Raw genomic sequence first — 23027 nt, 5'->3', positions numbered from 1 at the left:
GCGTTTCAAAACCTGATGGAGGATTATCGCAGGGATGCCTGGAGTGGAATATATAAATTATTCAGCTCTTATAGAGATGTGTTGCCTTGGATATACCGCGATAAGCGTCGTTATAATTTTGAAAACGTTGGTATCAGTTGCCCGGCAGATGTGAGCGATTTTCTACATCAGTTCGGAAAAAAATATAAAGCGTATATCAGCCAACATGCTGTAGATTTTGAAAGCCAATCCGAAAAGGCTCTCATCGAAACTGTTAGTATTTTGTTTAGGAATGAGCTCGAAAAGCAACAGCTGTATCAAGCTGACGTAATCGATGCACTGCGTGCCATTTACCCAGATTACACCTTGTTTGCACGCGACTTGCTGTACTATCCTTATCAAGTGTGTAATATTATATTTGTATATAACGAGAAATACGCATTAGCCTGTTTGGATATGATATTAAACATCTGTTCAAAGATTAAGGAAACTTTAAAGGCTCGTGCCTTATTTCATGAGGACTGCTATGATTTTGTTAAAGCCGTAAAAAGGCTTTCTTATTATCGGGATGATAATAATGTGCGTTTGGTTCATTTTGCCAATATCACCCCCGATAAGGATTCTTTGCTGAGACATGCGTTCGAGGAAACACTGTCTCGATATGATAACAGAACCCAAAGTTCAATTGTAAAAGGTGAGATTGATTATCTTGAGTTCATGTGTTTTCTAAAGGACGAAAAAGAATTATACCGTTTGCCTCGTGTGGGAATAGAGCGTTTTCAGCAATTAAAAAAGTTGTTGGCCGATTTCGAACCTATATATCATAAGATACTCTTTGATAATACAGATAACGTACGTTACAATCTCTGCAAGTACCAGTTCCACTTTCTTAGTAACGATGATGTCGAATTTGTTAGTCAGTTCTACGCCAAACATCATCATTATCCTATGTTCTACATCTTGTGCAGGTATTTTAATACCACTACCAATAATAATGCCAAGATTTTTGCATCGTACTGTGGCTTGGGTGATGAGGCTACGCTGGCCGCAGCTCGCAGTAAGTTATCAAGAGAGAGAATTCGACAAATTATTGGAATTAAATCGTTTGCCGACCAGGATTATAAAAACGTGATGAATCCCCAATGGTGGCAGCCGTATAACCTGTCGTTTACTGGTGTGCTAACCCCAAAAATGTCGCAGTTTAAAAATATTTCCCGCCGTGAGCATTTGTCTATCTCGTTTAACACCTATGCCTGCTTGGCTAACCTATTTCAGGATTCGCGAGTATTGCATTTTACAACCCGATATACTGATATAGGTATAGGCAACATCTCTGCATATATCAATGGGAACCAGCCATTCCATACTTGTATTTACGATGCTAAGTATTTAAACTTTAATTTCTTTTCGGCTTTTGAAGATTTCGAAATCATGGTACGCAAGTTCCGTAAAAATACCGATAAGATATCATTACGCCCCTTTGTAAGCAATCCCAAATATTGGAGGGGGGATAAAGTGATTAGTGCCGATAGTGTTGAGCATTTTTTGTATGTGTTCGAGTGTATCATCAAGGATTTCTGGGGTGTCTGTGTCCAGGATCATTATGTGCAGTTGCCTGCCAACCGCATTGATTACGCGGAGATATTCTATAACATTATCAAGGATAACGGTAAGGGAATGTTTGTTAACGATATCTTTGCCCGCTATAAACAGCTTTATCCCCGAAGTAAATATAAAACCCCTTTACAAATCAAACCCTATCTGTTCAAGGATGAAAGGTTGATAAATATCGGTAAAACAACCATCTACTCGCTGGTCGAGTGGGGCGTTTTTCCTGGTTCATTGTTCGACTTGGTTATAGATGTGGTGGCCCAGTCCGATAGTCCTGTCCGCGTGCGCGATTTGATTAGCCAGGTACTCGAGCGCCGCCCCTCATCCACTAAACGTAGTGTAGAAAATGTAATCTATCTTTGTGTAAAAGATGGACGTCTGGTTAGAGTTGGTAAGGCATTGATTGATATTCCCTAAAATCCGCAGATAAAAATCATAGACGTTGCCCGTCTTTTCTACCGTGTATGATATGTTCTCCGTTGCCAGTTCTTCTATGCCGCGCAGCACCGTGCACATCCTTCAGATACAGGTTGAGGTCTTCCATGCAGTCGCCGCCACAGCAGAAAACGGAGAAGACGGCCCGTATTATCTCGCTGTACTGATAGCCTATCAACTTACTGCGAAGTCCCAGGTGGGAGTCGATTACAGAGGAAAGAATACGGTCAAATCTGTCCAAAACGAAAAATATTCCGCCAAAAGCGCTGATTTTCTCAGATTTTTGTTGTACCTTTGCCATGTCATTGATGATTTTGCTTGAAGTGATGGACTACGGACAGATTATAGATAAGGTGTACACAGCCTGCCTGCCCTTCGCCAATGAAGGGAGGCAGGCAGACTATATTCCCATGCTGGCAGAAGTAGATGCCAATCAGTTTGGCCTGTGCCTGCTGACGCTCGACGGGAATGTCTACGAGCAAGGCAACACGCGCACCCGGTTCTCGCTGCAGAGCATCAGCAAGGTGTTTGCCCTAGCCATGTGCCTCAGCCAGGAGGCTGACCGCCTGTGGCAGCGCATGGGTAAGGAGCCTTCCGGTAATGCGTTCAATTCGCTGGTACAGCTGGAATATGAACACGGCATTCCCCGCAATCCGTTCATCAACGCCGGTGCTATCGTCATGGCCGACGTGCTGCTCTCTACGCTGAGCCGCCCCGAGGAACAGTTTCTGACCTTTGTCAGGAGCCTCAGTGGCAGCAGTACCGTGGGGTTCAACCGCCGTGTGGCACAGAGTGAACAAAGTTGCGGCTACCTGAACGCAGCCATTGCCAACCTGCTGAAATACCACGGCAACATTCGGGGTGACATTACCCGTGTACTAGAATTCTACTTCCTGATGTGCTCCGTAGAGATGTCGTGCCACGAGTTGGCCCACGCCTTCCTGCCCTTTGCCAACCATCGGCAACCATTCAACTATGGCGGCGTGTCGCTCACCTCGTCGCAGGTGAAACGCATAAATGCCATCATGCAGACCTGCGGATTCTATGACGAAGCCGGAGAATTCTCTTATCGCGTAGGCTTGCCGGGCAAGAGCGGCGTGGGAGGCGGCATAGCGGCCATCCATCCGCTGCACTATGCCGTAGCCACCTGGAGCCCCCGGCTTAACATAAAGGGAAACTCCGTCATGGGCATGAAGGCACTGGAACTGCTGACCTCTGAGACCGAAGAGTCTATCTTTTAATTCAGCCGCCCGCAATCATAAGTAACATCTGCACGAGAATAACTCTGGCGAACATGCCCAAAGGATAGACCGTGGCATAACTGACGGAAGGACTGTTGCCCTCAATGGTGTCGTTGACATATGCCAAAGCCATCGGATTGGCCATACTTCCGCTAAGGATGCCGCAGATGGTGCCGTAGTCGAACTTGTGGCTCCGCAGGGCAGCCATGCCCACCAATAGCACAGGCACAACAGTGAGTGCAAAGCCTATGCAAATCCAGAGGATACCTTCTGGTCTTATGACCGTCTCGAAAAACTGTGCGCCACTATCCAGACCAAGAGAGGCCAGATAGAGCGAGAGCCCCAACTTACGGAGCATCAGCGAGGCACTGCGGGTAGTGTAGGTGATGAGGTGAAACCGCGGCCCAAAAGCTCCCACGATGATACCTACCACGATGGGGCCTCCTGCGATGCCCAGCCTGACCGGAATGCTCATGCCAGGCAACTGGAGCGGGAGACTGCCCAGGGCAAGTCCGAGGATGATGCCAATGAAAATAGCGGCCAGGTTGGGCTCGTTTAGGCTCTGAACGCTGTTGCCGAAGAAAGCCTCAACGGCATCGACGGACTTGGGGTCACCCACGATGTGAAGACGGTCACCATACTGCAACCGCAGGTCTGGCGTGGCCAGCAACTTGATGTCACCACGTGTGATACGGCTAATGTTGACACGGTAAGTGTGGCGTATCTTCAGACTGCCAAGTCGCCTGCCGTTGAGTATCGGTTTGGTGAGCACTACCACGCGGCTCTCCATCTTGTTATCGAGTGCATTCCAGTCCACCTTCTCGCTGTTCCAGTCTTCCGGCTCTTCCACATGCAGGCCTATTAGGATTTCGAGCATTGAGGCATCTTCCTTTTTGGTGACTACCATTAGGCGGTCGTCCAACTGTAGTTGGGTTGTCGACTTGGGCACGATGACTTCGTCACCGCGCCAGATACGCGAGATGATAAACCGCAAGTGAGTCATCGTAGCAATCTCTTCCAGACTCTTGCCAACGATGGCGGGATTAACCACGTTGAACCGGGCAATGTAGGTCTCGTTCTCTTCACTGATACTTCTGGGCATCAGGTCGGCAGGGCGTACGAAAAATTTGCGCATAAACAGGATGGCGAGGATGACACCTACCACACCCAACGGATAGGTGACGGCACAACCGAGGGCCGTCCCACTGTGGGGGATGCCCAGCTGTGACAGTGTCTGCTGGGCAGCACCCAGTGCAGGTGTATTGGTGGTAGCTCCACAGAGCAGTCCCGCCATGTCAGGCATACTGATGCCTGTAAGCGGACAGAGACAGACTGCCATCGCCGTGCCGATGAGAATGACGGCCAGCCCCCACAGGTTGAGTGTAACACCCTCGTGGGCCAGCGAACCGAAGAAACCGGGACCCACGCTCAGGCCGAGACAATAGACAAACAGAATCAAACCGAAACTTTGGGCATAGTCAAGCATCCTGGAATCTACTTCAAAACCGAAATTACCTGCTAGGATACCAACAAAAAATACGAATGCCACGCCAAGGCTTATACCCATGACCCGAATCTTGCCCAAGGCAAGCCCCAAGGCACAAATCAGCGACAGTACCACTACGGTCTGCATAGCCGATGGATTAAAAATCAGATTGTTTATCCACTCCATGTCTCACACGATTTGGCTACAAAGGTAGTCATTTTATGTCGAATGACCGAGTGCTTTTTGTTTTTTAACCTCCTTTTACATCAGATTGTAGAACTTGTCAAATGCAGCACGCGCCATCGCGACGAATGCTGCATTTTAGTTTCATGCCAGGCACTTATAAACGCAAGGGCGATAGCCGTAGCCAAAACAATTCTTTTCATCATCACCTTCAATTCTTGATATCTACACCACCAATAAAATTGTCGGCTATGATGTGTAGGCAATGTGCATCCTTTTCTGCTGTTCTTGAAGCATGGTTGCCGGCATCGCCCTCTTCGGCGTTGTAAGCTGCATCTACGAGTGGATTGCTGCTGCAGGATTGTAATCTCAATAAGGTTTTTTATAATTAAAAAGAATCCCGATAGCTCTCAGTGGCTGTCGGGATTCGCTTTTATCGTTTATTTGTTTTAGCTCATATCAAGCGCCTTCTGCAGTGAAGTCGTTTCGTGCATAGAGCTTTGTGGTAGTGTTATGAGTTACCTTTATGCCATCGTTAAGCGAATAGGTGTAGTAGGCTGTTGATCCATCGCCGAACGTGGCCTTAAACGTAACTATATACGCCTGATTATTCGACAGATAATGGCCCAGAGACTGCTCCTCGCCGTTAGGTACCGACATGCTGTAGTTGCCCACCATAATATTAGTGCCCTTGCGATATACACGGATATCAGAGATGTAAGCATCATCCTTCAGGTCGTTCTTGATTACCAGCTCGCCGGCATGCTTGTTGTTGGGGCGTGGTATCTTGAAGAATTCTGTCTTAGAGTGGTTGTAATATACAGACTTCAGGTCGGCCTTGGTGGTCCAGAAGGTCTGCATCTCGTACTGAGGATTGGTGGTAACCTTGATGAGCAGAGGCTTGGTATCGCTCTCGTCCTTGGCATTGGGATCGTACCACATCCACGATGCGTTGAGTGCCTGCGTGTTGCGGTATGGCAGCGATTCGGTGATCTTAAATCCGTAGTCCTCGTCCCAATCGTAGTGAGGCAGATCGTTGAACTTGATGTTCCAATCGATGCTGTTTCCGGCATGACGATCCTCAATCTCTACATTCTGTATGGTATAGCTCTCCTTGTGGGTCCAGTTCCAGCCCATGGACAACTGTACCTGCAAGCTCTTTGATTTCTTGGCTGTAGGTTCTTCGCCTGGTTTAGCCTCTTCGCCAGCCTCCAGCTTACCTGTAGCCGAAACGTTAAGGCTGAACGACTTAGAGTCTTCATAATACTTCTGATTGGTGGTGGTGCCTGGTGTTGGTGGACATGCTGCCAGGAACTGCAGTTCTGTCTGAGGCATCACTGTGTTTTCGTCCTTCATCGGCACAACTTGAGTGTCAAAGTTGGTAGCCCACAATCCGCAGTGGCGGATGTATATACCTACACGTCTATTCCAGCCTTTACCCTTCCACATGCCGGCATTGGCCACGCTGGTATTCATCTTAACAGCAAAGTAGTCGCCTGCTCCAGCCTGTCCCTCGTACACGTGTACTGGATAAACGTCGAGCAGAGTGGTGGCCGAACCTGTTCCGTCAAGATAGTACTTCTCGCCCCATGTGGTGTCGTAGTGCACGTGGGCAGAATATGAGTTTACATGCACAAAGTGGTACGATGCAAACAGGTTCTCCATCTTCTTGGTGTCTTCTTTATCATCGCCGCCGAAGGCTCCGGTATAGCCCTCGTAGCGCTCGGCGAAAGCTGTAAACACTCCCGACAGTGCTACATATGCCTTTTCGTTGCGATTGGCATTGTCAGCCACGGGGTCGCCTGTTTGGCTCAGTTTGTCGATGAGAATCTTTGTGTTATTGTTGAATCCCAGAATCCAGGTAGAGTCGGTAATTTCTGGATCGAGAGTGATGTAGTCGTGGGTTTCCAGATATGCCTTAATCTCGCTCTCCACAGGGTTCATCAGTAGCACCGTCTCGCCACTATACATGATATCATCCATTTGCTCGTCGCTCAGGTCGGTAAGTTTGTTGACTACGTATACAGGTATCGACAACGTTTCGCTCAGCTGGTCGATTGCACCCTTCGAGGCCCAATCGATGGCTTGTTTCACATCGGGATCCACTCCTGGTGCTACATAGATATACGTCTTAATCAACTGTGTGGGCGTAAACTCGTTGCCACCCACCATTCCCGATGTTCCCTCCTCGGGCATTACAGGATTGTCTTCTGCTTTTGTACATGAGGTTTGCATCATGCTAGTGCTGCAGAAGGCAATTGCTCCTGCCAGCAACCAAATAAGTCTTTTTCTTTTCATAATATAAATATGTATTAAGTTAATAGATCTTTTCATTACATTTCCAGGAGGCAAAGTTAGTGCAATTGTTTTACTTGGCCAAATTTTTATCGCATAAATAACAATAAATTTTGATGAGATGTATGTTGTTTACAATTATTAACTTAAATACTTCGCTTTAATAGAAAAAAAAGAAGGAATGAGCATCGCTGCTGATTCCTATGGTATCTTGTACTTTAACTTAAACCATCCTCGCATCACTGCGAGATTCCATAAAAATATAAAAAAACTAATATGGCTGCAAAAGTACACGTATTTTTGTAAATCACCAAATAAAATCTACTTTTTGTTTTGCTAGATACGAAAATTGTTGTACCCACGAATGAAATTTTGCAAGTATATCGAAAAAAAGTACTACTTTTGCAGACGATTATGAAGCAGATTGAAGTAGTAGCAGCGATTATTCGCAAAGACGATAAGGTGTTCGCCACCCAGCGCGGTTATGGCGAATGGAAGGACTGGTGGGAGTTCCCCGGTGGTAAAGTGGAACCAGGCGAAACACCCGAGGCAGCCTTGAAACGTGAGATACGCGAGGAACTTTCTACAGAGATAAGCGTGGATACATTTGTGTGTACCGTAGATTACGATTACCCCAAGTTCCACCTTACCATGCATTGCTATTATTGCAGTTTGCTTGATGAGGCTTTACACCTTAACGAGCACGAAGCAGCCCGCTGGCTAACTATAGATCAACTTGATAGCGTAGATTGGTTACCAGCCGATTTGGTTGTGGTTGAGGACATCAAAAAAGAGGAATGAGCAGTCGCTGCTGATTCCTCTCACTATGATTATATTATGATTATATAAATTATGAAAAACTAATTTGGCTGCAAATGTACATGGAATTTTGCAAACCACCAAAAATAATCGTTGTTTTGTTTTGCAGGATGCGAAATTTGTTGTACTTTTGCTGGGTAATCATAAATTTTTTCATTATGAGTAAGTTAGAATCAAGAGCGTTAGAATTATTCAAGCAGCAGAGACGTTTGGCTGAATCAGATAATGGCCAAGAACTTTCATTAGACGAAATTAATGAAGAAATCCGTGTTGTGAGAAAAGAAAGGAATAAAAAAGGAATGAGCATCGCTGCTGATTCCTCTTTAAAATATGAAAAATTTTGAAAAGCATAGTTTCTCGCATTACAGCGATAACTAAGGAATACTTTGCTGCAAAAGTACACGGTTTTTTGCAAATCACCAAATAAAATCTACTTTTTGTTTTGCTAGATGCGAAAATTGTTGTACCCACGGGGCTGATTATACTTCATCAAGGCTTACAACTTCGAATTCTTTTAGGTTGATAGAGTCATCAATACGCTCTTCATTCTCATCCCATTCTTCAGCCGCAGCAAAAACTGCCTCTTTAGTTGGTTCGATTGGATGGCCGATAAAGTCTGATAACTTCTCGGCTACTTCTTCTATTGTATCACAATACTCAATGTCGCTGGGCAAATCAAACGCATATCGGGTGGGGTGGAAACGTCCTTCTGCATCGTTGGTTAGGTAGCTATCCCAGTCATCCCCTTCAGCCGAAAAGTATATCTCCAGACCAGGATACACCTTCTTAATAAGTCGCAGCACATCGAAAGGCGGGTGCCAAGCAGATTCGGTAAAGAAGTATAGTTCTTTATCATTCAGTTGCAAATTATCCCAAGTGCCTCTACAATCCATATCGCGCCAATCGGCGCCCAATCTAACCACCAGATTGCCCAGCCAACGTTTGGGGTAATAAAAGCCATTCTCTACTAATGGCTTTTTTCGATTCTGTAATCTATACATCTTTTGATACAGCGACCTCATTTGTCGCCTATCGCCCACGATGCTAACGGACATAAAAGCAGGATTACTCATAGTTCTTTTTTTGCCGCAAAGGTAGAAGATCCCGACGAAGCGACCAAAGTAATTTGATCAGTTTAGATCGAATTTGGATTGTTTAGATCTATGCAAAATAATTATCAATAATTGTTTGTTTATTTGTTCAAAATGTTGTATCTTTGCACTTGGATATCAACCAGAATATATGATACAAGAAGATATTGTAGAATACGAAATACTTGAAGAGGATTTCTCTTCAGAGTGGATAGTTTCAGAGCCACCAACAAGGGATCTTGATACCTTGCTGGAAGATTTGCATACTTTGCATGGTTCAGCATTTGTAACCCAACTTAAGTATATAGCAGCTCATAGAGCATTTACGCCGATTAATGGTGAAACGGGGATATATAGCGTTGGTGGTGAGCAGGATGCAGATTTCGAAAATCTGCTTAATGCAGCCCGCAAGGCAGTAGAACATTGCTATCGTGTATTCATCCTTCCCAACCCTAAAGGCATTAGAACTGCCGATTTTATCTTCGAACGAAAAGGCGTGTTTAAGATGTTCGACCTGAAGACGATATCAGGTAGCAACTCTGTCGATAACCGATTAAAGGAGTCTATTGGTCAAACCAATCGAGTACTTTTGTATATGACGGTTGACTATAATCCTAGTGCATTAGCTCGTACGATTAAAAGCTATTTTGAGTATAATAGAAACGCACTCGAGGTTTTGGTGTTTAAGGGAAAAAAACAATTATCAGTAACTCGTAAGACTCTCGATGATAATAAATTCTTTAGAACATTTATTATACGATATACAAGATAAATTAAAAGAGCCACTCATTTGAGTAGCTCTTTTAAAATTTGGAGTAGTGTCGATAAAGTCTTGCTCCCTCGCGGGAAACTTACCCGGATAGCCAAAAGTAAACTTTTGACGCTGCAAAGATAAGAATAATTCCGATACGTTCCAAATAATTTTGGAAAATATTTAGTTTTTAGTGAAATAAATGCTACTTTTGTAGCCGATTATGAAACAGATTGAAGTAGTAGCAGCGATTATACACGATGAGGCTGGTCGCATTTTTGCCACGCAGCGAGGATACGGCGATATGAAAGATGGATGGGAGTTTCCTGGGGGCAAAATGGAACCTGGCGAAACGCCCGAAGAATCGTTGAAGCGTGAAATTTGGGAAGAGCTGGAAACAAAAATCACAGTGGAGCGGTTGGTTAAAACCGTAGAGTGGGATTATCCTAAGTTTCATTTAACTATGCATTGCTTCTGGTGTAGTGTAGTGAGTGGGGCGTTAACGCTTAAAGAGCACGAGGCTGCACGCTGGCTAACTATAGATCAACTTGATTGTGTAGATTGGTTACCAGCCGATTTGGTGGTAGTTGATGAGATAAAAATGAGGAATGAGCATCGCTGCTGATTCCTCTTTATGAATTACTTTAAAAAACTTTTTAATTAAACCAAATTTCATTTTCGCATCACTGCGATTATACAAACTTAATACCAATTTGGCTGCAAATGTACATGGAATTTTGCAAACCGCCAAAAATAATCTGTGTTTTGTTTTGCAGGATGCGAAATTTGTTGTACTTTTGCAGTGCAATCGTTCCGTCTGTGCTTGTGTAAAAACAGCACGCAGCGGTTCTGGAGTGAACAGGGCTGATACGGTGCGGTGCATATTTTGCTGATTATAAGATACATATCTTATGACTAAGGTTTAGAATTCAAAAGTCGACCAAACATTGATGAGAAACCTTGGGAGTAAGGTGTGCCGTTATGGCATACCCTTCCCAATTGTTCTCTCTTCAGGGTCTTCTTGGTCGACTACCCGAATTCTGGAACACGAGGGAATCGGGTATGCTTTTTTATGTTTGGCGAATAACTAAGAAACAAGAGTAATAATTTCATAAAGTCGACCAACAATATGAGGAATAATATTAGAAATGTAATATAGGCTTTCGAGTCTTGAACATCCTTGATTAGACTGACACACTGGAACTAGCACCTCCGCAAATAGCATCAGTCAGACAAGGCAATGGATGTTCGCGCTCTCAAATAGGGCGTGGACTGAATGGTTGTTGTCTGATGCGGTTGTGCTAGGCCCCAGTGTCATCAATCTATCTTTTCACGCCCTTCTCTTCCAAGCGAAGAGGAGGGCATTATTGTTTTTAAATTAAGGAATATTTATGAATATGATTTTTTAAAATAAACGGAGTAGAATCTATGATTAAGGACCTGAGTTGTAAATGGAATTTTATAATTAGAAATGATGCTTCAATGAATCAGGGCAGAGAGGACTCATCTCTTTCTTTCTTCTTTGCAAATAAACTGCGTTGTTTGGTTCGCGAGTATATTCAAAATTCTCTTGATGCCCATGATCCAGATTTGTCTGATGAACCAGTTAAAGTGTCTTTTTCTTATGACACTTTAGATTGTAGTCAATATCCAGAATTAATCATCTCATTGTTAGAAAGACTAAAATCATGTAGTAATATGTGTCGTTCTATTGAGAATGGTAAAGACCCTTATTACGAAAAATATGAGTATTTGAACGAGCGCGTGAATTGGGGTAGTATTGGCTATTTGAAGGTATCAGATTACAATACCCTTGGTATGCCATATGAGACTGAAAGATTCAAACCAAGTAAGTTCAAGTCGTGTGTTAGATCTTCAAGTTCTAGCTATAAAGACTCTGAACATGCTGGTGGTAGTCATGGCCTTGGTAAAACAGTGGGATTTGTCAATTCTGGTATCAATGCTGTTTATTATTCGACAAAGACAACTGAAGGGAAAACGTATGGAGAGGGTGTCGTTAAATTATGTGACCATCTTTTTAAAGATGAAGATGGAACTGTTCAATTATATGAAAATGTGGCATTTTACGACAGCAACAATGGTACCAGACCTGATTCAGGAGATTCTATTCCAGAAGCATTTCTTAGAGAAGAACCAGGAACGGATGCATACGTTTTGGGAATGGAATACAATGAAGAGGACATTAAGGTTATGCGTAAAGAGATACTTCGCAGTTTCTTTAAAGCAATAAAAGATAATAAGTTACTTGTAGATGTATGCGGTGAAGAATTTAGTTGTGACAACATTTGTAATAAAATTGAAGAATGTTTTCAAGAAGAGGGTGAGTTGGACATCAGACGAACAAGAACTCCTGAGCTATTATTTAATCCTCGTCCTTATTATAAAGAAGTTCTTTGTAATATAAATTCTGATGATAATCATAGGGAGTTTGATACTTCCGATAGTTCATTGGGACAATTCGAAACAATTGGTCATGCAACGCTCTACATGTGGAAATCTGATTCTATTAGGCAAGCCAATTCTAGGGATAGTATTGTCTACATGAGAGATAATAATATGGTTGTTGAGGTAAAACGAGGGAGGAATAATAAGGGATATTATGCTCTATTCTTGTGTGATGGAGATGGAAGCAAATACCTTAGACGTATGGAAAACGTGACTCATGATAAATGGGATTTAGGAGAACTACGTGGCGAGTCTAAGGAATACCAAAAAACTGCAGCTAAAGTTCTTCAAGAAATAGATTCATTTATTTCTGCATGTGAGAAACAGATGTTTCCTGAGGAAGAAAGCGAAGAACGTACGATTGTTTCTTTACGAAACCGTCGTGTCTCTGTATTAGGTGATAAAAAACAAGATGATGAGGTTGAGTCAATCTGGCCCTCTACAAACATTACAGAAAGAGTAAAGGTGACTAAAGCTAATGGACGTACTTCTATTCTTGAATCGCTTCCGGGTAAACGTAAGAAAAAGAAGTCTAAAGGTAAAACAGTTGCATCAAATGAAACCAACCTTGGACCTAGTGTAACGCCTATAGAAACAGATTCTCCTACGCCAACTCCTACAGACCCGCCAGTACCTGTTCCGCCTTATCCACATCCAGCGCCTCCTATGCCTGCTCCTCCTTTTGGAATTCCTGAAACGCCAGATGGCCCAGTTGTTGGTGGTGAAGGAAATTTCGAAGGCAACACTGATGAAATAGAAGATAGCGGAGTTCGTATGCGCGAAATTAAATTAGATGGAAGAAACCGACATCTTATACCGCTTCATGATGGCGAGTTTGCTTGTAAACTTGTTCTTACAGTTCCACGCGATTTTGCAAACTGTCGTATAGAATTGTTCGTACAAGGTGTCACAGGCCAGATACCACTATCCCTAAATCGTGTATCAGACAACTGTAAAATCTCTGGTATGGATTCTAATGAGATAACGGGTTTTAATTTGACGGCAGGAAATAATGTAATAAAATTCACTCCTGTTGAGAGCGTCAAGAATTATACTTTAATTATTAAGGCATATGGAAATTAGAGAAAATGCAACTTACCCATATCCAATATGGGGCTTGCCAAATGATGACTTCAATGGGCCAGAGCCTGACGGCATTCATAAAATGAATCTTGATACAGGTTCTAATGAATTTGTTTTTGATTATACTGTGACTGTCGAGAATGAAGGAATTAAGCGTCTGATTGCTGAAGAAAAAGCGTCATATAAATGTATTGTTGAATGTATTCAAACATATTACCTGCAGATGAAGGAATCGTCTTCTCCAGAGTTTCAAGTTAGAATACCTGCGGAAAGAGTACATAAACGTCTTTCGGTTAAAGTTCTTGTTATTGCTACGACAGATATAAACGGTTGCGATTATCTTGATGTAAATGATATTTATGAAGGAGCTGTTGATTATCCTAAAGGAGGAATAATTGCCTATATAGATAGCATTAATTTTGATTTACAACAACAAGACAATGACACGGATTTGAGTAAAATCTTTAGAACAAAAGCTGCTGACGTTTCAAGAGTTGAGTACTCTGTTGATGGTGAGAGAGTGGTAATAAAGTATCCAAAAAGTTCTAAGACGGAATTTGAATGTGTCGAAAGTACATGCCCAGCTGCAGTTGAGGCTGCATTTGTATTTCCTGCTTTGATATATGCGTTAAGTGTTTTACCACAGCATTATAGTTCTGATAGGGATTGGGTATACTATCTCAGGAGCATTGTTGACGACTACTGCTCAAAAATTGATATGCCTGTTCCTGAAGATTACAAATTGGAATTAGACGAGATATATGATATCGCTAATGCTTCTTTATCGAATGTACACGTAATGCTTTTGGAAGAAACTAAAAAGGTAATTGACCAAGCAATGGAGGATTAAATTATGAAACAACGGATATTTACACCTCAATTTTGTGAGGATCTGGAAGCAAATATAAACGAGAATCTCGACAAATACAATAACCCAGAATTCTCATGGGAAGATGAAGCAAGATCTCAAGATGCAATTAGGGAACTTAGTTTTGAACAGCCAGACCTTTCTGGTATGATGGAATATGCTGACAATTGTTTGGCAGCAAATGACTTTTATGCTGGTAAGATTTTGTTTGAAAGCTATGAAAATCTGACTCCATTACATGCTGCACAGTCACATTTCTGGCAGTATTTGTCACATGTTGTTCTTTATAAATATATGTGTACGAGATGGGCAAAAGGAGATGGTACACAACTTACATACAATAATGTTAAGGAACACTGGTTTTATGGACAGGGGCGTATCCGAAATTGGCTTGAGGGTTTATACTGGTCGTTCAAGTGTAGCGCAATAAAACAAGAAGATGGTACATACGATTATACCTACACACAGTTCCTCTTCTCCATACAGAAACTGCGTGATAGAGGTATTGGCGCAGCTACGTATGTAATGAGTAATCCTGCTGCCGTACGAGGCATTCTTAAATTCTATATGGACGAACTGAAGAAAAAAGATTCTGATCCTGCTTCTTCAGTATTCGACAAACACTTTGAGTATCGTACAGATAAGTGTATTCAGCTAATCAATAAACTTGGTGGTGTTATCGATATTGGTGTTTATTCTGAGGAGGATTTTTATAATTTCCTTGATGACAATCGCGAATACATTAAGAGTGTTGGTGACCGCAAGAAAGAGAAGAAAGAACGTGACGAAGCAATGGCTGCAGCAGGCATCACATCTAAGAAAAAGAAGCATAAAAAGAATAAAAAACGTAAGAGAAAATAAGATATGGCAGAAAAACTAGAGTTTATACAAAATAAAACTCCTATTACATTTATTGATCTTTTTGCTGGTGCAGGTGGCATTAGCGAAGGATTTCTACAGTCTTATACCGAGAATAGATATTTTGATTTTATTTTAGCAAGTGATATAAATAGCAATTGCGAACTTACACATAAAGTGAGATACAATTGCCAGTTAGGTCTCAGTACAGAGTTTATAACAGAGGATATTATGTCTGATTCATTCCTTCCTCATTTGTTAGAAAAGATTGGAAATAAAGAAATTGATGTTGTTACAGGAGGACCTAGTTGTCAGTCGTTCAGTTTGGGTGGAAGAAGAAAATTATATGATAAGCGTGATAATCTTTTCTTGCATTATCTGAAAGTAATTCGTAAATTACGTCCTAAATACTTTGTTATGGAAAATGTTGCAGGAATCTTAACGAAAGATAAAGGCAAATTTAAGGAGGCCGTAATGAATGAGATAAGATCTATCATTGATGATAAAGAAGTTCCAAGACTTCTTGGTTTTCTTGAAAAAACTCCAATGAAATCAGACTTCGTTCATTCTTGTATTATCGCAAAAATTAAAATGGAACTTGCAGATGATACTAATGATGAGGTTTATAGAAATGATTTTATTCAGTTGATTGAGGCGCAATATAAATCTTTAACAAAACAATTGGCGTATCAAACCAGCAGAAGTGATCGGAATGTTAATACCATACGTCATGGTTTGAATCTGTTGAGAAGAAGCAAAGAACGTGAGTCAATAATTAATGCAATCATTCAGGAAAAAACAGAGGCATATATTGATAACGATTATTTTGTCAAGCCAATGAATAAATTTATCGAATTTTTGGATGATGATTATATTATTAACAATATACGAGGAGCATTTGGTCGAATAGAAGATTTTGAAGACTATCAGGAAGATGTGTCTGAATTGGTTGATATGATAGGATTGTTCCCACTATCACTTGATGAATGTTTTACTACAATAAAAGAATATGCAGAAAACGACATTGCCGAAGAACTATACGAATTAACCAGAGATATTCGTTTGTACCAAATTGAATCTCCTATAGTAGTTAATTCGTCTGATTATGGAGTTCCTCAGAATAGAGAACGAGTTCTTTTTATTGGTTGTAGAAAAGATCAACCATTAATTGATAACATTCCTGCAACAATAGATAAAAAAGACAAGGTAACTGTTTATGAAGCAATTGCAGATTTGGATTTTATTGGTAATGGAGAGGAGAGAACTGAATATGAAAGAGTAAAAGTTGATAATCGTTATTTGCCGCAGATAAAGTATCGCAATGCGGATAGTTCAATAGGAAGTGAAAAATGTCATACACTATATTCTGACTGGAGTCGTATAGGAAGGCTTGGTTTTAGATTCGATATGGATAGCGCTCCTTTCTATGTTAAGAATTTGGATGATCTAAGATCTGGAAAAGTAATGGAGGGATGTCATTTATATAATCATCAAACTAGCCTTCAAAATGATGACGTAAAGACCAGATTGGAGATAATAGTTAAACATGGAGAATATAATGATGCGTGTAAAAATGAATTAAGAGAGCAAAATGTAATGTCAAACAAACGTAATTATACAGTGTTGAATCCTCTCGGACAATCTCCAACTGTTGTGACAATGCCAGATGATTTTATACATTATTCTGCATGTCGTGCCATGACGGTGAGAGAAATGGCTCGACTTCAATCCTTCGACGATTCTTTTGTATTTCAAGGTAAACGTACGACAGGCGGCGATATGAGAAAGAAAGATATACCTCAATATACCCTTGTTGGGAATGCGGTACCTCCTTTAATGGCAAAAGCTATTGGTGATATAATTTTAAAAAATATAAGATAATGAGAGTATTAACAGATTTGGAACGTCAAAATGAATTATTCTTGACGGAGAAGGGAGTTCGTTTTGTTATGGTATTGATGACAGAGAATATTTTGTCTCATCATATATTTGACGCTACGAAATCTGTTGATAAATTCCTAAAGGAAGAGGGTATCCACGATTTTTCTATGCAGCAAAATGGTGAAAAAAAATATATTGATGCGCATTTGTTGACTTTTAAAGAAGAAAAGGTGATTCATTCTTCCGTCTATAAGGCGACAAAAAGAGGAGATAAACGGATGTGGTTTGGTGCTGAAATTATTCCTGTAACGTCTCCTGATGATATATGCTTGATGGTGTCAAAGGAGGGAACTTTATATATATTGAATATGTCACATATTGACCTATTGTTATGTTTTAATACAGGAATATCGAACCCGATAAAAATCTTTTTGAAAGAATTATTGTCTAAATGATAAACTATGGAACGGAAGATTTGGACGCGTGATGAACTGATATTGGCATTCAATCTGTATTTAAAAATGCCATTTGGTAAAATGCACAGAGGAAATGCACAAATTATAGAATTGGCTAACCTGATGGGTAGGAGTGCAAACTCTATAGCCCTGAGGTTAGTCAATTTTGCATCATGTGATCCTATTTTACAGGCTAGGGGTATTAAAGGTATGGTTGGAGGAATAAAACAGTGCCAGCCTATCTGGGATGAGTTTTCAGAGAACAAAGATTCTCTAATGTATGAGAGTGAAAAAATTCTTGCTAAATATCAACAAACTGATGTAGAAACAAAGTTTGCTGATGATTTGAAAGATATTCCAGAAGAAATGTCTGGAGAAACTCGAAATAGAATTGTAAAGACACGTGTAAATCAGAATGTGTTCCGACAGATTGTGCTTGTAAATTATGATAATAAGTGTGGTTTGTCTGGAATAGATATTCCCGAGTTGCTTGTGGCTAGTCACATAATACCTTGGTCTGAGGATAAAAAAGAACGACTGAATCCTGAAAACGGAATATGTCTTTCTTCTCTTTATGACAAAGCTTTTGATCGAGGATTGCTGAGTTTCGGTAACGACTTAACTGCTTTATTCTCTGAACGACTGGAGGCAAATGTAGGAAAGGAGTATTTCTCAAAATACTTTGAACCTATACGAGGGAAGCAACTTGTTACTCCAAAGAAATATCATCCTAATCCTGAATTCTTGGAATGGCATAGAGATTGTATTTTCAATAAAGTGTGAATACAATGGACAAACTATCTCCCGAACAAAGGCACAAGAATATGGCGGCGATTCGTGGGAAAGACACGAAGCCTGAGATAATTGTGCGAAAAGGGTTGTGGAGTAGGGGATTCCGCTATCGGCTAAACCATAAACGATTGCCTGGAAGGCCGGATATCGTGCTTAGGAAATATCGTACTTGTATTTTTGTGAATGGATGCTTTTGGCACGGACACGGTGTTACATTCTTGGACAAGCCAAGCGGCAAAGCCGAGCGAAACATTGAACATGTTACATTAAACATTGAGAATAGTGAGTGCTGTAAGATTCCGAAGAGTAACAGGGAATTCTGGGTGGCGAAGATTCGCAGAAATAAAGAACGGGATAAAGAAAAACAGCGTGAATTGGCTAAAATGGGATGGCACTGCATTACGGTTTGGGAATGTGAGCTAAAACCATCGAAACGGGAAGAAACACTTGACTCATTGGCTTTTACACTGAACCACATCTGGTTACAGGACCACAGCCTGAGAAATGTGGCATACCCAGCAATAGAAGAAGAGAGTGACAGCTTGTTGATTGCAGCTGAAGAATAAATAGTCCTCTGCCTCTATACCAGAGCAGACAGTATAGGGGCGGAGGTTATTTATAGAGGTGTTAGCTTAAAAGGACTAACTTATTCTGGCTTATATCATAAGCAATAGGTTGGGCGAATGATATACTGTGGCCATCGTGGACGCAGGTGGTGTCGATACCTCGACGTTGGAATTCATCGATTAGAGCTGCGTCGTGATAAGCGCGCATCGAAGTGAAACCTCGAAGATTTACCTGAGAATTGAATACGTTAACTAACTCTGCGATTTGCATATCGGCAAATTGCAATGCAAACTTGATGTAATAAATGTGCTGTTGCATAACTTAGGATAATTTTGAAGTGAATAATAATGTTGCTTCCACATCGTACCTTGGCCACCGTGACATCCTAATGTTCGGTTGGCGAGTCCGCCATAATGGCGACTGCTCTTGATGTTTCTGGGTGCAAAGATACAAAGTTTTCTGTGGAGAACCAAAAGAAATGACTGTAAATTTTGTGGGTTGCGAAAATTGTGCTAATTTTGTGACGGAATAGAAACGATTAATTCTTATCAGAGTATGATAGCTTGTCTTACATGGGTTCTTTTGTATGCCTTCATAATATGGATGCTGGCTGCCATTACTTCATGGTGGGCTGTGATAATTATGCATATAGGAGCTGTAATATTTCTACTAATATACAAAGGTGACGCTATTTTTAGAGGAAGTAATTCACCTGAAAATCCGGATGATAAAACTTGTGACGATGAAAGTTATCGAGCTGCTCGTGAAGAACGGGATGCATATGATGACTACATTGCCTCTATAGATATGGATAAAGATAGATGAAACAAAAAGGGGAATGAGCATCGCTGCTGATTCCTCTGTGATAATTATTACTAATAAAACCCAATTCTTTCTCGCATCACTGCGAAAATAGAATGAACATAATCATTAAAATGAATTTTATAACCATTCATTTAACAATACGCCGCAAAGGTAATAAGAATTTGTCAGAATGCAAAAAAAAAGCTAAAATAATTGGAAGATATTGAATTGTTATGTATATTTGCAAACAAACAATTTAATGAAAACCTTTATGAAGCAGATTTTGAACTGGGTGCTCGTCGCCACCCTCATTTGCGGCGCAAGTGTGTTTACATCATGTACATCGAATGACGACAAACCCGTCAAGCTCGACCTTTCAACAAAGTTGATGGGCAAGTGGATGGTGGACGAACTGGACGGTCAGGCGTGTCCTACTAACTTGAAAGCAGTCATTACTTTCTTGTCGCCGACGGAAGCGTATGGTAGTCTTTCTGACTACTATAGCGAGTCGTGGAACAACCATGCGTCGGCTGAGGTTACGATTAAAGGCAAGAATGTAACGCTTAGAGCGAAAGAAAATGAACATACTACGCATGTGACGGAAACAACCATCTACTCCATTACTGATAAGGATATGATGTTGAAGTCTGACTGGAAAGTCTATGTTGACGGTAATGTGGTAATAAATGAGATCTACGACAAAGAGCGCTATATACGTGTGACAAACGACTATGAGAATGATATTATTGGCACATGGGAAGGCAAGGTGACTAGCACTGAGGACGAGCACACCGATGGCGAATTGCACCGTTGGGAGTATAAAGCCGACGGCACCTACGCCTATTATAGTAAGGTGGAGGGGCAATGGCAGTCGGACACTGATTATCTTTCAAACTATTTCGTAGATGGTATCTTGCTCTGCACCCGCTGGAAGAAGACGGCCGACAGTGAAGAGCTGCGCGAGTGGTGGGAGATTGAGAGCATCAAGGATGGGGTGATGAAGTGGACGGCGTTGCGTATGCGTGATGATGGCTCAACCTACATCGCCACCTTCCAGATGACAAAGGTTGAATAACTTACATTAAACGTCAGAAAATTATTTCTGACGTTTAAACTCTATGGTCTTGGGCAATTTTTGCCATTTACCTTTGAAGGGCACCTTGAGGGCGCTACCTGACTCTTGCTTGAGGATGAATACTGAATCGCCCTTGGCGGTGAGGGTGGCGGTGAGATCCTCGCTGCCGTAATCGTTGATCATCTGCAGCGTGGCCTTGTGGCCCTTTACCTCGGCATCGGTGATGACCCAGGCAAACGAGTTGAAACGCTTACTGAGATAGCCGGGCACCTGGCCAAACAAATCCTGACCGGGAACGGTAACATCTTGTTGGTAAAAATTAATACGCATCACAATATCAAGTTCCTTATTTATAAGGTACGCGCGAAAGGGGCCTTGGGTGTTCTGCGCACTGGCCGTAATACTGGCCAAACACAGCAGGGCTGAAACTATTAACTTGTTCATATTACAACACTTATACGTTTTTTAGACCGCAAAGATACTAATCTATATCATCTTTTAAACGTTTACGCCGAAAAAAATAACAAAAAGATTGGTGATTTAATAATTTTTTAATTATCTTTGCAGCAAATTAGTTAGTATAACATGGCAAAGGAACGATTTACACCTGATTATATTTTTGAGTCGAGTTGGGAGGTTTGCAACAAGGTGGGCGGTATCTATACCGTACTTTCGACACGTGCTAAAACTTTGCAACAGGTTCTGAAAGACAAAATCATATTTATTGGTCCTGATTTCTGGAAAGAGCAGGAGAGCCCTTACTTTAGGGAGGACAACAGCTTGCTGGCCGAGTGGCAGTGGGCTGCGAAAGAGCAGGGCCTGAAGGTGAGAGTGGGAAGATGGACCGTGCCCGGCGAACCGATTGCTATCCTGGTGGATTTTAACCCTTACTTCGAAAAGAAGAACGAGATTTACGGCTGGTTGTGGGAACACTACCAGGTGGATTCGTTGCATGCCTATGGCGACTATGATGAGGCTTCGATGTTCTCGTATGCTGCAGCTCTCGTAGTAGAGAGCTTCTACAAGCACAGCCTGAAGCCCGAACAGAAGGTGATATACCACGCTAACGAGTGGATGTGCGGACTGGGACTGCTGTACCTGAACAACAAGCTGCCACAGATTGGTACGGTGTTTACGACCCATGCTACGAGCATTGGCCGATCGATTGCCGGCAACCAGAAGCCGCTGTACGACTACCTGTTTGCCTATAACGGCGACCAGATGGCTGGTGAGCTGAACATGCAGAGCAAACACAGTATTGAGAAGCAGACTGCCCACTATGCCGACTGCTTTACCACGGTGAGCGACATTACGGCTAAGGAGTGCGTGGAGCTGCTTGACAAGCCGGTGGACGTGGTGCTGCCAAATGGTTTTGATAATAGTTTTGTGCCCAGCACAGCGCAGGCTTTTGCCCGCAAGCGTAAGGCCGCTCGCAAAAAAATGCTGCAGGTGGCTAATGCGCTGCTTGGCGAGGAGCTGGACGACGACACGCTGCTGATTTCGACTTCGGGACGATACGAGTTCCGCAATAAGGGTATCGACGTGTTTGTTGAGGCTATGAACCGACTGCTGCGCGATCGTGACCTGAAAAAGAAGGTGGTGGCATTTATCGAGGTGCCCGGTTGGGTAGGAGAGCCTCGTAAAGATTTGCAGGAGAGATTAAACATGAAACATGAAACATTAAAGTTTGATTCTCCTCTTGAGGTGCCGATGGTGACGCACTGGCTGCACAACATGAGTCATGACAACGTGCTGAGCATGCTGAAATACTACGATATGCACAACCGTAAGGATGAGAACGTGAAGGTGATTTTCCTGCCTTGCTATCTGGACGGTAATGATGGTATCGTGAACATGACATACTACGATGTGGTGCTGGGCAACGACCTGTGCATCTACCCATCGTACTACGAGCCCTGGGGTTACACCCCACTTGAGGCAATAGCCTTTAAGGTGCCTTGTATCACTACCGACCTGGCTGGATTCGGACTGTGGGCCAACACGGTGTTCGGTCACGACGGACAGCTGGAGGATGGTGTGAAGGTGATTCACCGCACGGATTACAACTATAGCGAAGTGGCCGATAATATCAAGGATACGGTGGCTGAGTTCTCGAACATGACTAAAAAGCAGATTGAGACTTGCCGCAAGAATGCTGAAGCCCTCTCGGAGAAGGCTCTCTGGACTCACTTTATCGAGTACTACTACGAAGCGTATGATATCGCGCTGCGCAAAGCACAAGATAGAATGGAAAAATAGAAAGATTAAAGAAGAATTCAAATAAAAA

The 23027-nt window shown here is 42.1% G+C and carries 21 protein-coding genes, 1 pseudogene and 1 riboswitch; of the genes and pseudogenes, 16 read left to right on the top strand and 6 right to left on the bottom strand.

What is annotated here, in order from left to right:
• Positions 1–15 precede the first annotated feature (15 nt).
• On the top strand, positions 16–2007 hold the full coding sequence (locus BLU97_RS07480) for a hypothetical protein (protein ID WP_139208902.1): 1992 nt from the start codon (positions 16–18) through the stop codon (positions 2005–2007).
• Positions 2008–2019: 12 nt separating this feature from the next.
• On the opposite strand, the pseudogene BLU97_RS16030 reads toward BLU97_RS07480, so the two are convergent.
• A pseudogene (locus tag BLU97_RS16030) lies at positions 2020–2326 on the bottom strand (IS1380 family transposase); the annotation flags it as partial.
• A gap of 25 nt (positions 2327–2351) precedes the next feature.
• Between BLU97_RS16030 and BLU97_RS07470 the strand changes: the two are divergent.
• Complete coding sequence (locus BLU97_RS07470; RefSeq protein ID WP_074760913.1) at positions 2352–3266, top strand: glutaminase; 915 nt, start codon at positions 2352–2354, stop codon at positions 3264–3266.
• A 1-nt stretch (position 3267) separates the two neighbouring features.
• On the opposite strand, the gene BLU97_RS07465 is transcribed toward BLU97_RS07470, so the two are convergent.
• The 3 genes from BLU97_RS07465 to BLU97_RS07460 all read right to left on the bottom strand — a co-directional run bounded on the left by BLU97_RS07465 (position 3268) and on the right by BLU97_RS07460 (position 7233).
• Complete coding sequence (locus BLU97_RS07465) at positions 3268–4938, bottom strand: putative transporter (RefSeq protein WP_033151316.1); 1671 nt, start codon at positions 4936–4938, stop codon at positions 3268–3270.
• Positions 4939–5146: 208 nt separating this feature from the next.
• Positions 5147–5308 carry a hypothetical protein gene (locus tag BLU97_RS16025; RefSeq protein ID WP_170857894.1) on the bottom strand — a complete coding sequence of 54 codons (162 nt, stop codon included), beginning with the start codon at positions 5306–5308 and terminating at the stop codon, positions 5147–5149.
• 86 nt (positions 5309–5394) lie between these two features.
• Positions 5395–7233 (bottom strand): hypothetical protein, encoded by a 1839-nt coding sequence (locus BLU97_RS07460; protein ID WP_139208900.1) that lies wholly within the window; start codon positions 7231–7233, stop codon positions 5395–5397.
• A gap of 411 nt (positions 7234–7644) precedes the next feature.
• Here BLU97_RS07460 and BLU97_RS07455 point away from each other — a divergent pair, with 411 nt between their 5' ends.
• Both BLU97_RS07455 and BLU97_RS07450 read left to right on the top strand, forming a co-directional pair.
• Complete coding sequence (locus BLU97_RS07455) at positions 7645–8031, top strand: (deoxy)nucleoside triphosphate pyrophosphohydrolase (protein ID WP_074760911.1); 387 nt, start codon at positions 7645–7647, stop codon at positions 8029–8031.
• A 176-nt stretch (positions 8032–8207) separates the two neighbouring features.
• Positions 8208–8393, top strand: a complete 186-nt coding sequence (locus BLU97_RS07450) for a hypothetical protein (RefSeq protein WP_139208898.1) — start codon at positions 8208–8210, stop codon at positions 8391–8393.
• Positions 8394–8528: 135 nt separating this feature from the next.
• Here the strand turns inward: BLU97_RS07450 and BLU97_RS07445 are convergent, their stop codons facing one another.
• Positions 8529–9122 (bottom strand): hypothetical protein, encoded by a 594-nt coding sequence (locus tag BLU97_RS07445; protein WP_074760909.1) that lies wholly within the window; start codon positions 9120–9122, stop codon positions 8529–8531.
• Between the two features lie 169 nt (positions 9123–9291).
• Between BLU97_RS07445 and BLU97_RS07440 the strand changes: the two genes are divergently transcribed.
• The 11 genes from BLU97_RS07440 to BLU97_RS07385 all read left to right on the top strand — a co-directional run bounded on the left by BLU97_RS07440 (position 9292) and on the right by BLU97_RS07385 (position 20740).
• Entirely contained in the window at positions 9292–9912 is a 621-nt protein-coding gene (locus tag BLU97_RS07440) for a hypothetical protein (RefSeq protein ID WP_074760908.1), read from the top strand.
• Positions 9913–10114: 202 nt separating this feature from the next.
• On the top strand, positions 10115–10516 hold the full coding sequence (locus BLU97_RS07435) for a (deoxy)nucleoside triphosphate pyrophosphohydrolase (RefSeq protein WP_074760907.1): 402 nt from the start codon (positions 10115–10117) through the stop codon (positions 10514–10516).
• Between the two features lie 803 nt (positions 10517–11319).
• Positions 11320–13440, top strand: coding sequence for a hypothetical protein (locus BLU97_RS07430; protein WP_074760906.1), 2121 nt, complete (start codon positions 11320–11322; stop codon positions 13438–13440).
• Positions 13430–14290, top strand: a complete 861-nt coding sequence (locus BLU97_RS07425) for a hypothetical protein (protein WP_074760905.1) — start codon at positions 13430–13432, stop codon at positions 14288–14290. Before BLU97_RS07430 ends, BLU97_RS07425 begins: the two co-directional genes overlap by 11 nt.
• 3 nt (positions 14291–14293) lie before the next feature.
• Entirely contained in the window at positions 14294–15169 is an 876-nt protein-coding gene (locus tag BLU97_RS07420; RefSeq protein ID WP_074760904.1) for a DUF6339 family protein, read from the top strand.
• 3 nt (positions 15170–15172) lie between these two features.
• The gene (locus BLU97_RS07415; RefSeq protein WP_074760903.1) at positions 15173–17047 is read left to right on the top strand and encodes a DNA cytosine methyltransferase; all 1875 of its coding nucleotides are present in this window, start codon (positions 15173–15175) and stop codon (positions 17045–17047) included.
• Positions 17047–17502, top strand: a complete 456-nt coding sequence (locus BLU97_RS07410; RefSeq protein WP_074760902.1) for a hypothetical protein — start codon at positions 17047–17049, stop codon at positions 17500–17502. Before BLU97_RS07415 ends, BLU97_RS07410 begins: the two co-directional genes overlap by 1 nt.
• A gap of 6 nt (positions 17503–17508) precedes the next feature.
• A complete protein-coding gene (locus tag BLU97_RS07405; RefSeq protein WP_074760901.1) occupies positions 17509–18285 on the top strand; it encodes an HNH endonuclease in 777 nt (258 codons plus the stop codon).
• A gap of 5 nt (positions 18286–18290) precedes the next feature.
• Positions 18291–18860, top strand: coding sequence for a very short patch repair endonuclease (locus BLU97_RS07400; RefSeq protein WP_074760900.1), 570 nt, complete (start codon positions 18291–18293; stop codon positions 18858–18860).
• A 319-nt stretch (positions 18861–19179) separates the two neighbouring features.
• Positions 19180–19299: riboswitch (SAM-I-IV-variant riboswitch) on the bottom strand.
• A gap of 204 nt (positions 19300–19503) precedes the next feature.
• Positions 19504–19686, top strand: a complete 183-nt coding sequence (locus tag BLU97_RS07390) for a hypothetical protein (RefSeq protein ID WP_139208896.1) — start codon at positions 19504–19506, stop codon at positions 19684–19686.
• Positions 19687–19936: 250 nt separating this feature from the next.
• Positions 19937–20740: a hypothetical protein gene (locus BLU97_RS07385; RefSeq protein ID WP_139208893.1), complete on the top strand. Its 804-nt coding sequence runs from the start codon at positions 19937–19939 to the stop codon at positions 20738–20740.
• 21 nt (positions 20741–20761) lie between these two features.
• Here the strand turns inward: BLU97_RS07385 and BLU97_RS07380 are convergent, their stop codons facing one another.
• Positions 20762–21184 (bottom strand): hypothetical protein, encoded by a 423-nt coding sequence (locus BLU97_RS07380; RefSeq protein WP_074760896.1) that lies wholly within the window; start codon positions 21182–21184, stop codon positions 20762–20764.
• A gap of 141 nt (positions 21185–21325) precedes the next feature.
• Between BLU97_RS07380 and BLU97_RS07375 the strand changes: the two genes are divergently transcribed.
• Entirely contained in the window at positions 21326–22999 is a 1674-nt protein-coding gene (locus tag BLU97_RS07375) for a glycogen/starch synthase (protein ID WP_074760895.1), read from the top strand.
• Positions 23000–23027: the final 28 nt, after the last annotated feature.

This window comes from Xylanibacter ruminicola (assembly GCF_900107775.1).
In the GTDB taxonomy this organism is placed as follows: domain Bacteria; phylum Bacteroidota; class Bacteroidia; order Bacteroidales; family Bacteroidaceae; genus Prevotella; species Prevotella ruminicola_C.
The sequence above is the reverse complement of the archived record's forward strand: the minus strand, read 5'-3'. Positions and strand labels throughout refer to the sequence as shown.

Coding starts and splice junctions, on each gene's coding strand:
- BLU97_RS07480 (WP_139208902.1), top strand. CDS start 16: ATGGAGGATTATCGCAGGGATGCCTGGAGTGGAATATATAAATTATTC.
- BLU97_RS07470 (WP_074760913.1), top strand. CDS start 2,352: ATGGACTACGGACAGATTATAGATAAGGTGTACACAGCCTGCCTGCCC.
- BLU97_RS07465 (WP_033151316.1), bottom strand. CDS start 4,938: ATGGAGTGGATAAACAATCTGATTTTTAATCCATCGGCTATGCAGACC.
- BLU97_RS07460 (WP_139208900.1), bottom strand. CDS start 7,233: ATGAAAAGAAAAAGACTTATTTGGTTGCTGGCAGGAGCAATTGCCTTC.
- BLU97_RS07455 (WP_074760911.1), top strand. CDS start 7,645: ATGAAGCAGATTGAAGTAGTAGCAGCGATTATTCGCAAAGACGATAAG.
- BLU97_RS07450 (WP_139208898.1), top strand. CDS start 8,208: ATGAGTAAGTTAGAATCAAGAGCGTTAGAATTATTCAAGCAGCAGAGA.
- BLU97_RS07445 (WP_074760909.1), bottom strand. CDS start 9,122: ATGAGTAATCCTGCTTTTATGTCCGTTAGCATCGTGGGCGATAGGCGA.
- BLU97_RS07440 (WP_074760908.1), top strand. CDS start 9,292: ATGATACAAGAAGATATTGTAGAATACGAAATACTTGAAGAGGATTTC.
- BLU97_RS07435 (WP_074760907.1), top strand. CDS start 10,115: ATGAAACAGATTGAAGTAGTAGCAGCGATTATACACGATGAGGCTGGT.
- BLU97_RS07430 (WP_074760906.1), top strand. CDS start 11,320: ATGATTAAGGACCTGAGTTGTAAATGGAATTTTATAATTAGAAATGAT.
- BLU97_RS07425 (WP_074760905.1), top strand. CDS start 13,430: ATGGAAATTAGAGAAAATGCAACTTACCCATATCCAATATGGGGCTTG.
- BLU97_RS07420 (WP_074760904.1), top strand. CDS start 14,294: ATGAAACAACGGATATTTACACCTCAATTTTGTGAGGATCTGGAAGCA.
- BLU97_RS07415 (WP_074760903.1), top strand. CDS start 15,173: ATGGCAGAAAAACTAGAGTTTATACAAAATAAAACTCCTATTACATTT.
- BLU97_RS07410 (WP_074760902.1), top strand. CDS start 17,047: ATGAGAGTATTAACAGATTTGGAACGTCAAAATGAATTATTCTTGACG.
- BLU97_RS07405 (WP_074760901.1), top strand. CDS start 17,509: ATGGAACGGAAGATTTGGACGCGTGATGAACTGATATTGGCATTCAAT.
- BLU97_RS07400 (WP_074760900.1), top strand. CDS start 18,291: ATGGACAAACTATCTCCCGAACAAAGGCACAAGAATATGGCGGCGATT.
- BLU97_RS07390 (WP_139208896.1), top strand. CDS start 19,504: ATGCATATAGGAGCTGTAATATTTCTACTAATATACAAAGGTGACGCT.
- BLU97_RS07385 (WP_139208893.1), top strand. CDS start 19,937: ATGAAGCAGATTTTGAACTGGGTGCTCGTCGCCACCCTCATTTGCGGC.
- BLU97_RS07380 (WP_074760896.1), bottom strand. CDS start 21,184: ATGAACAAGTTAATAGTTTCAGCCCTGCTGTGTTTGGCCAGTATTACG.
- BLU97_RS07375 (WP_074760895.1), top strand. CDS start 21,326: ATGGCAAAGGAACGATTTACACCTGATTATATTTTTGAGTCGAGTTGG.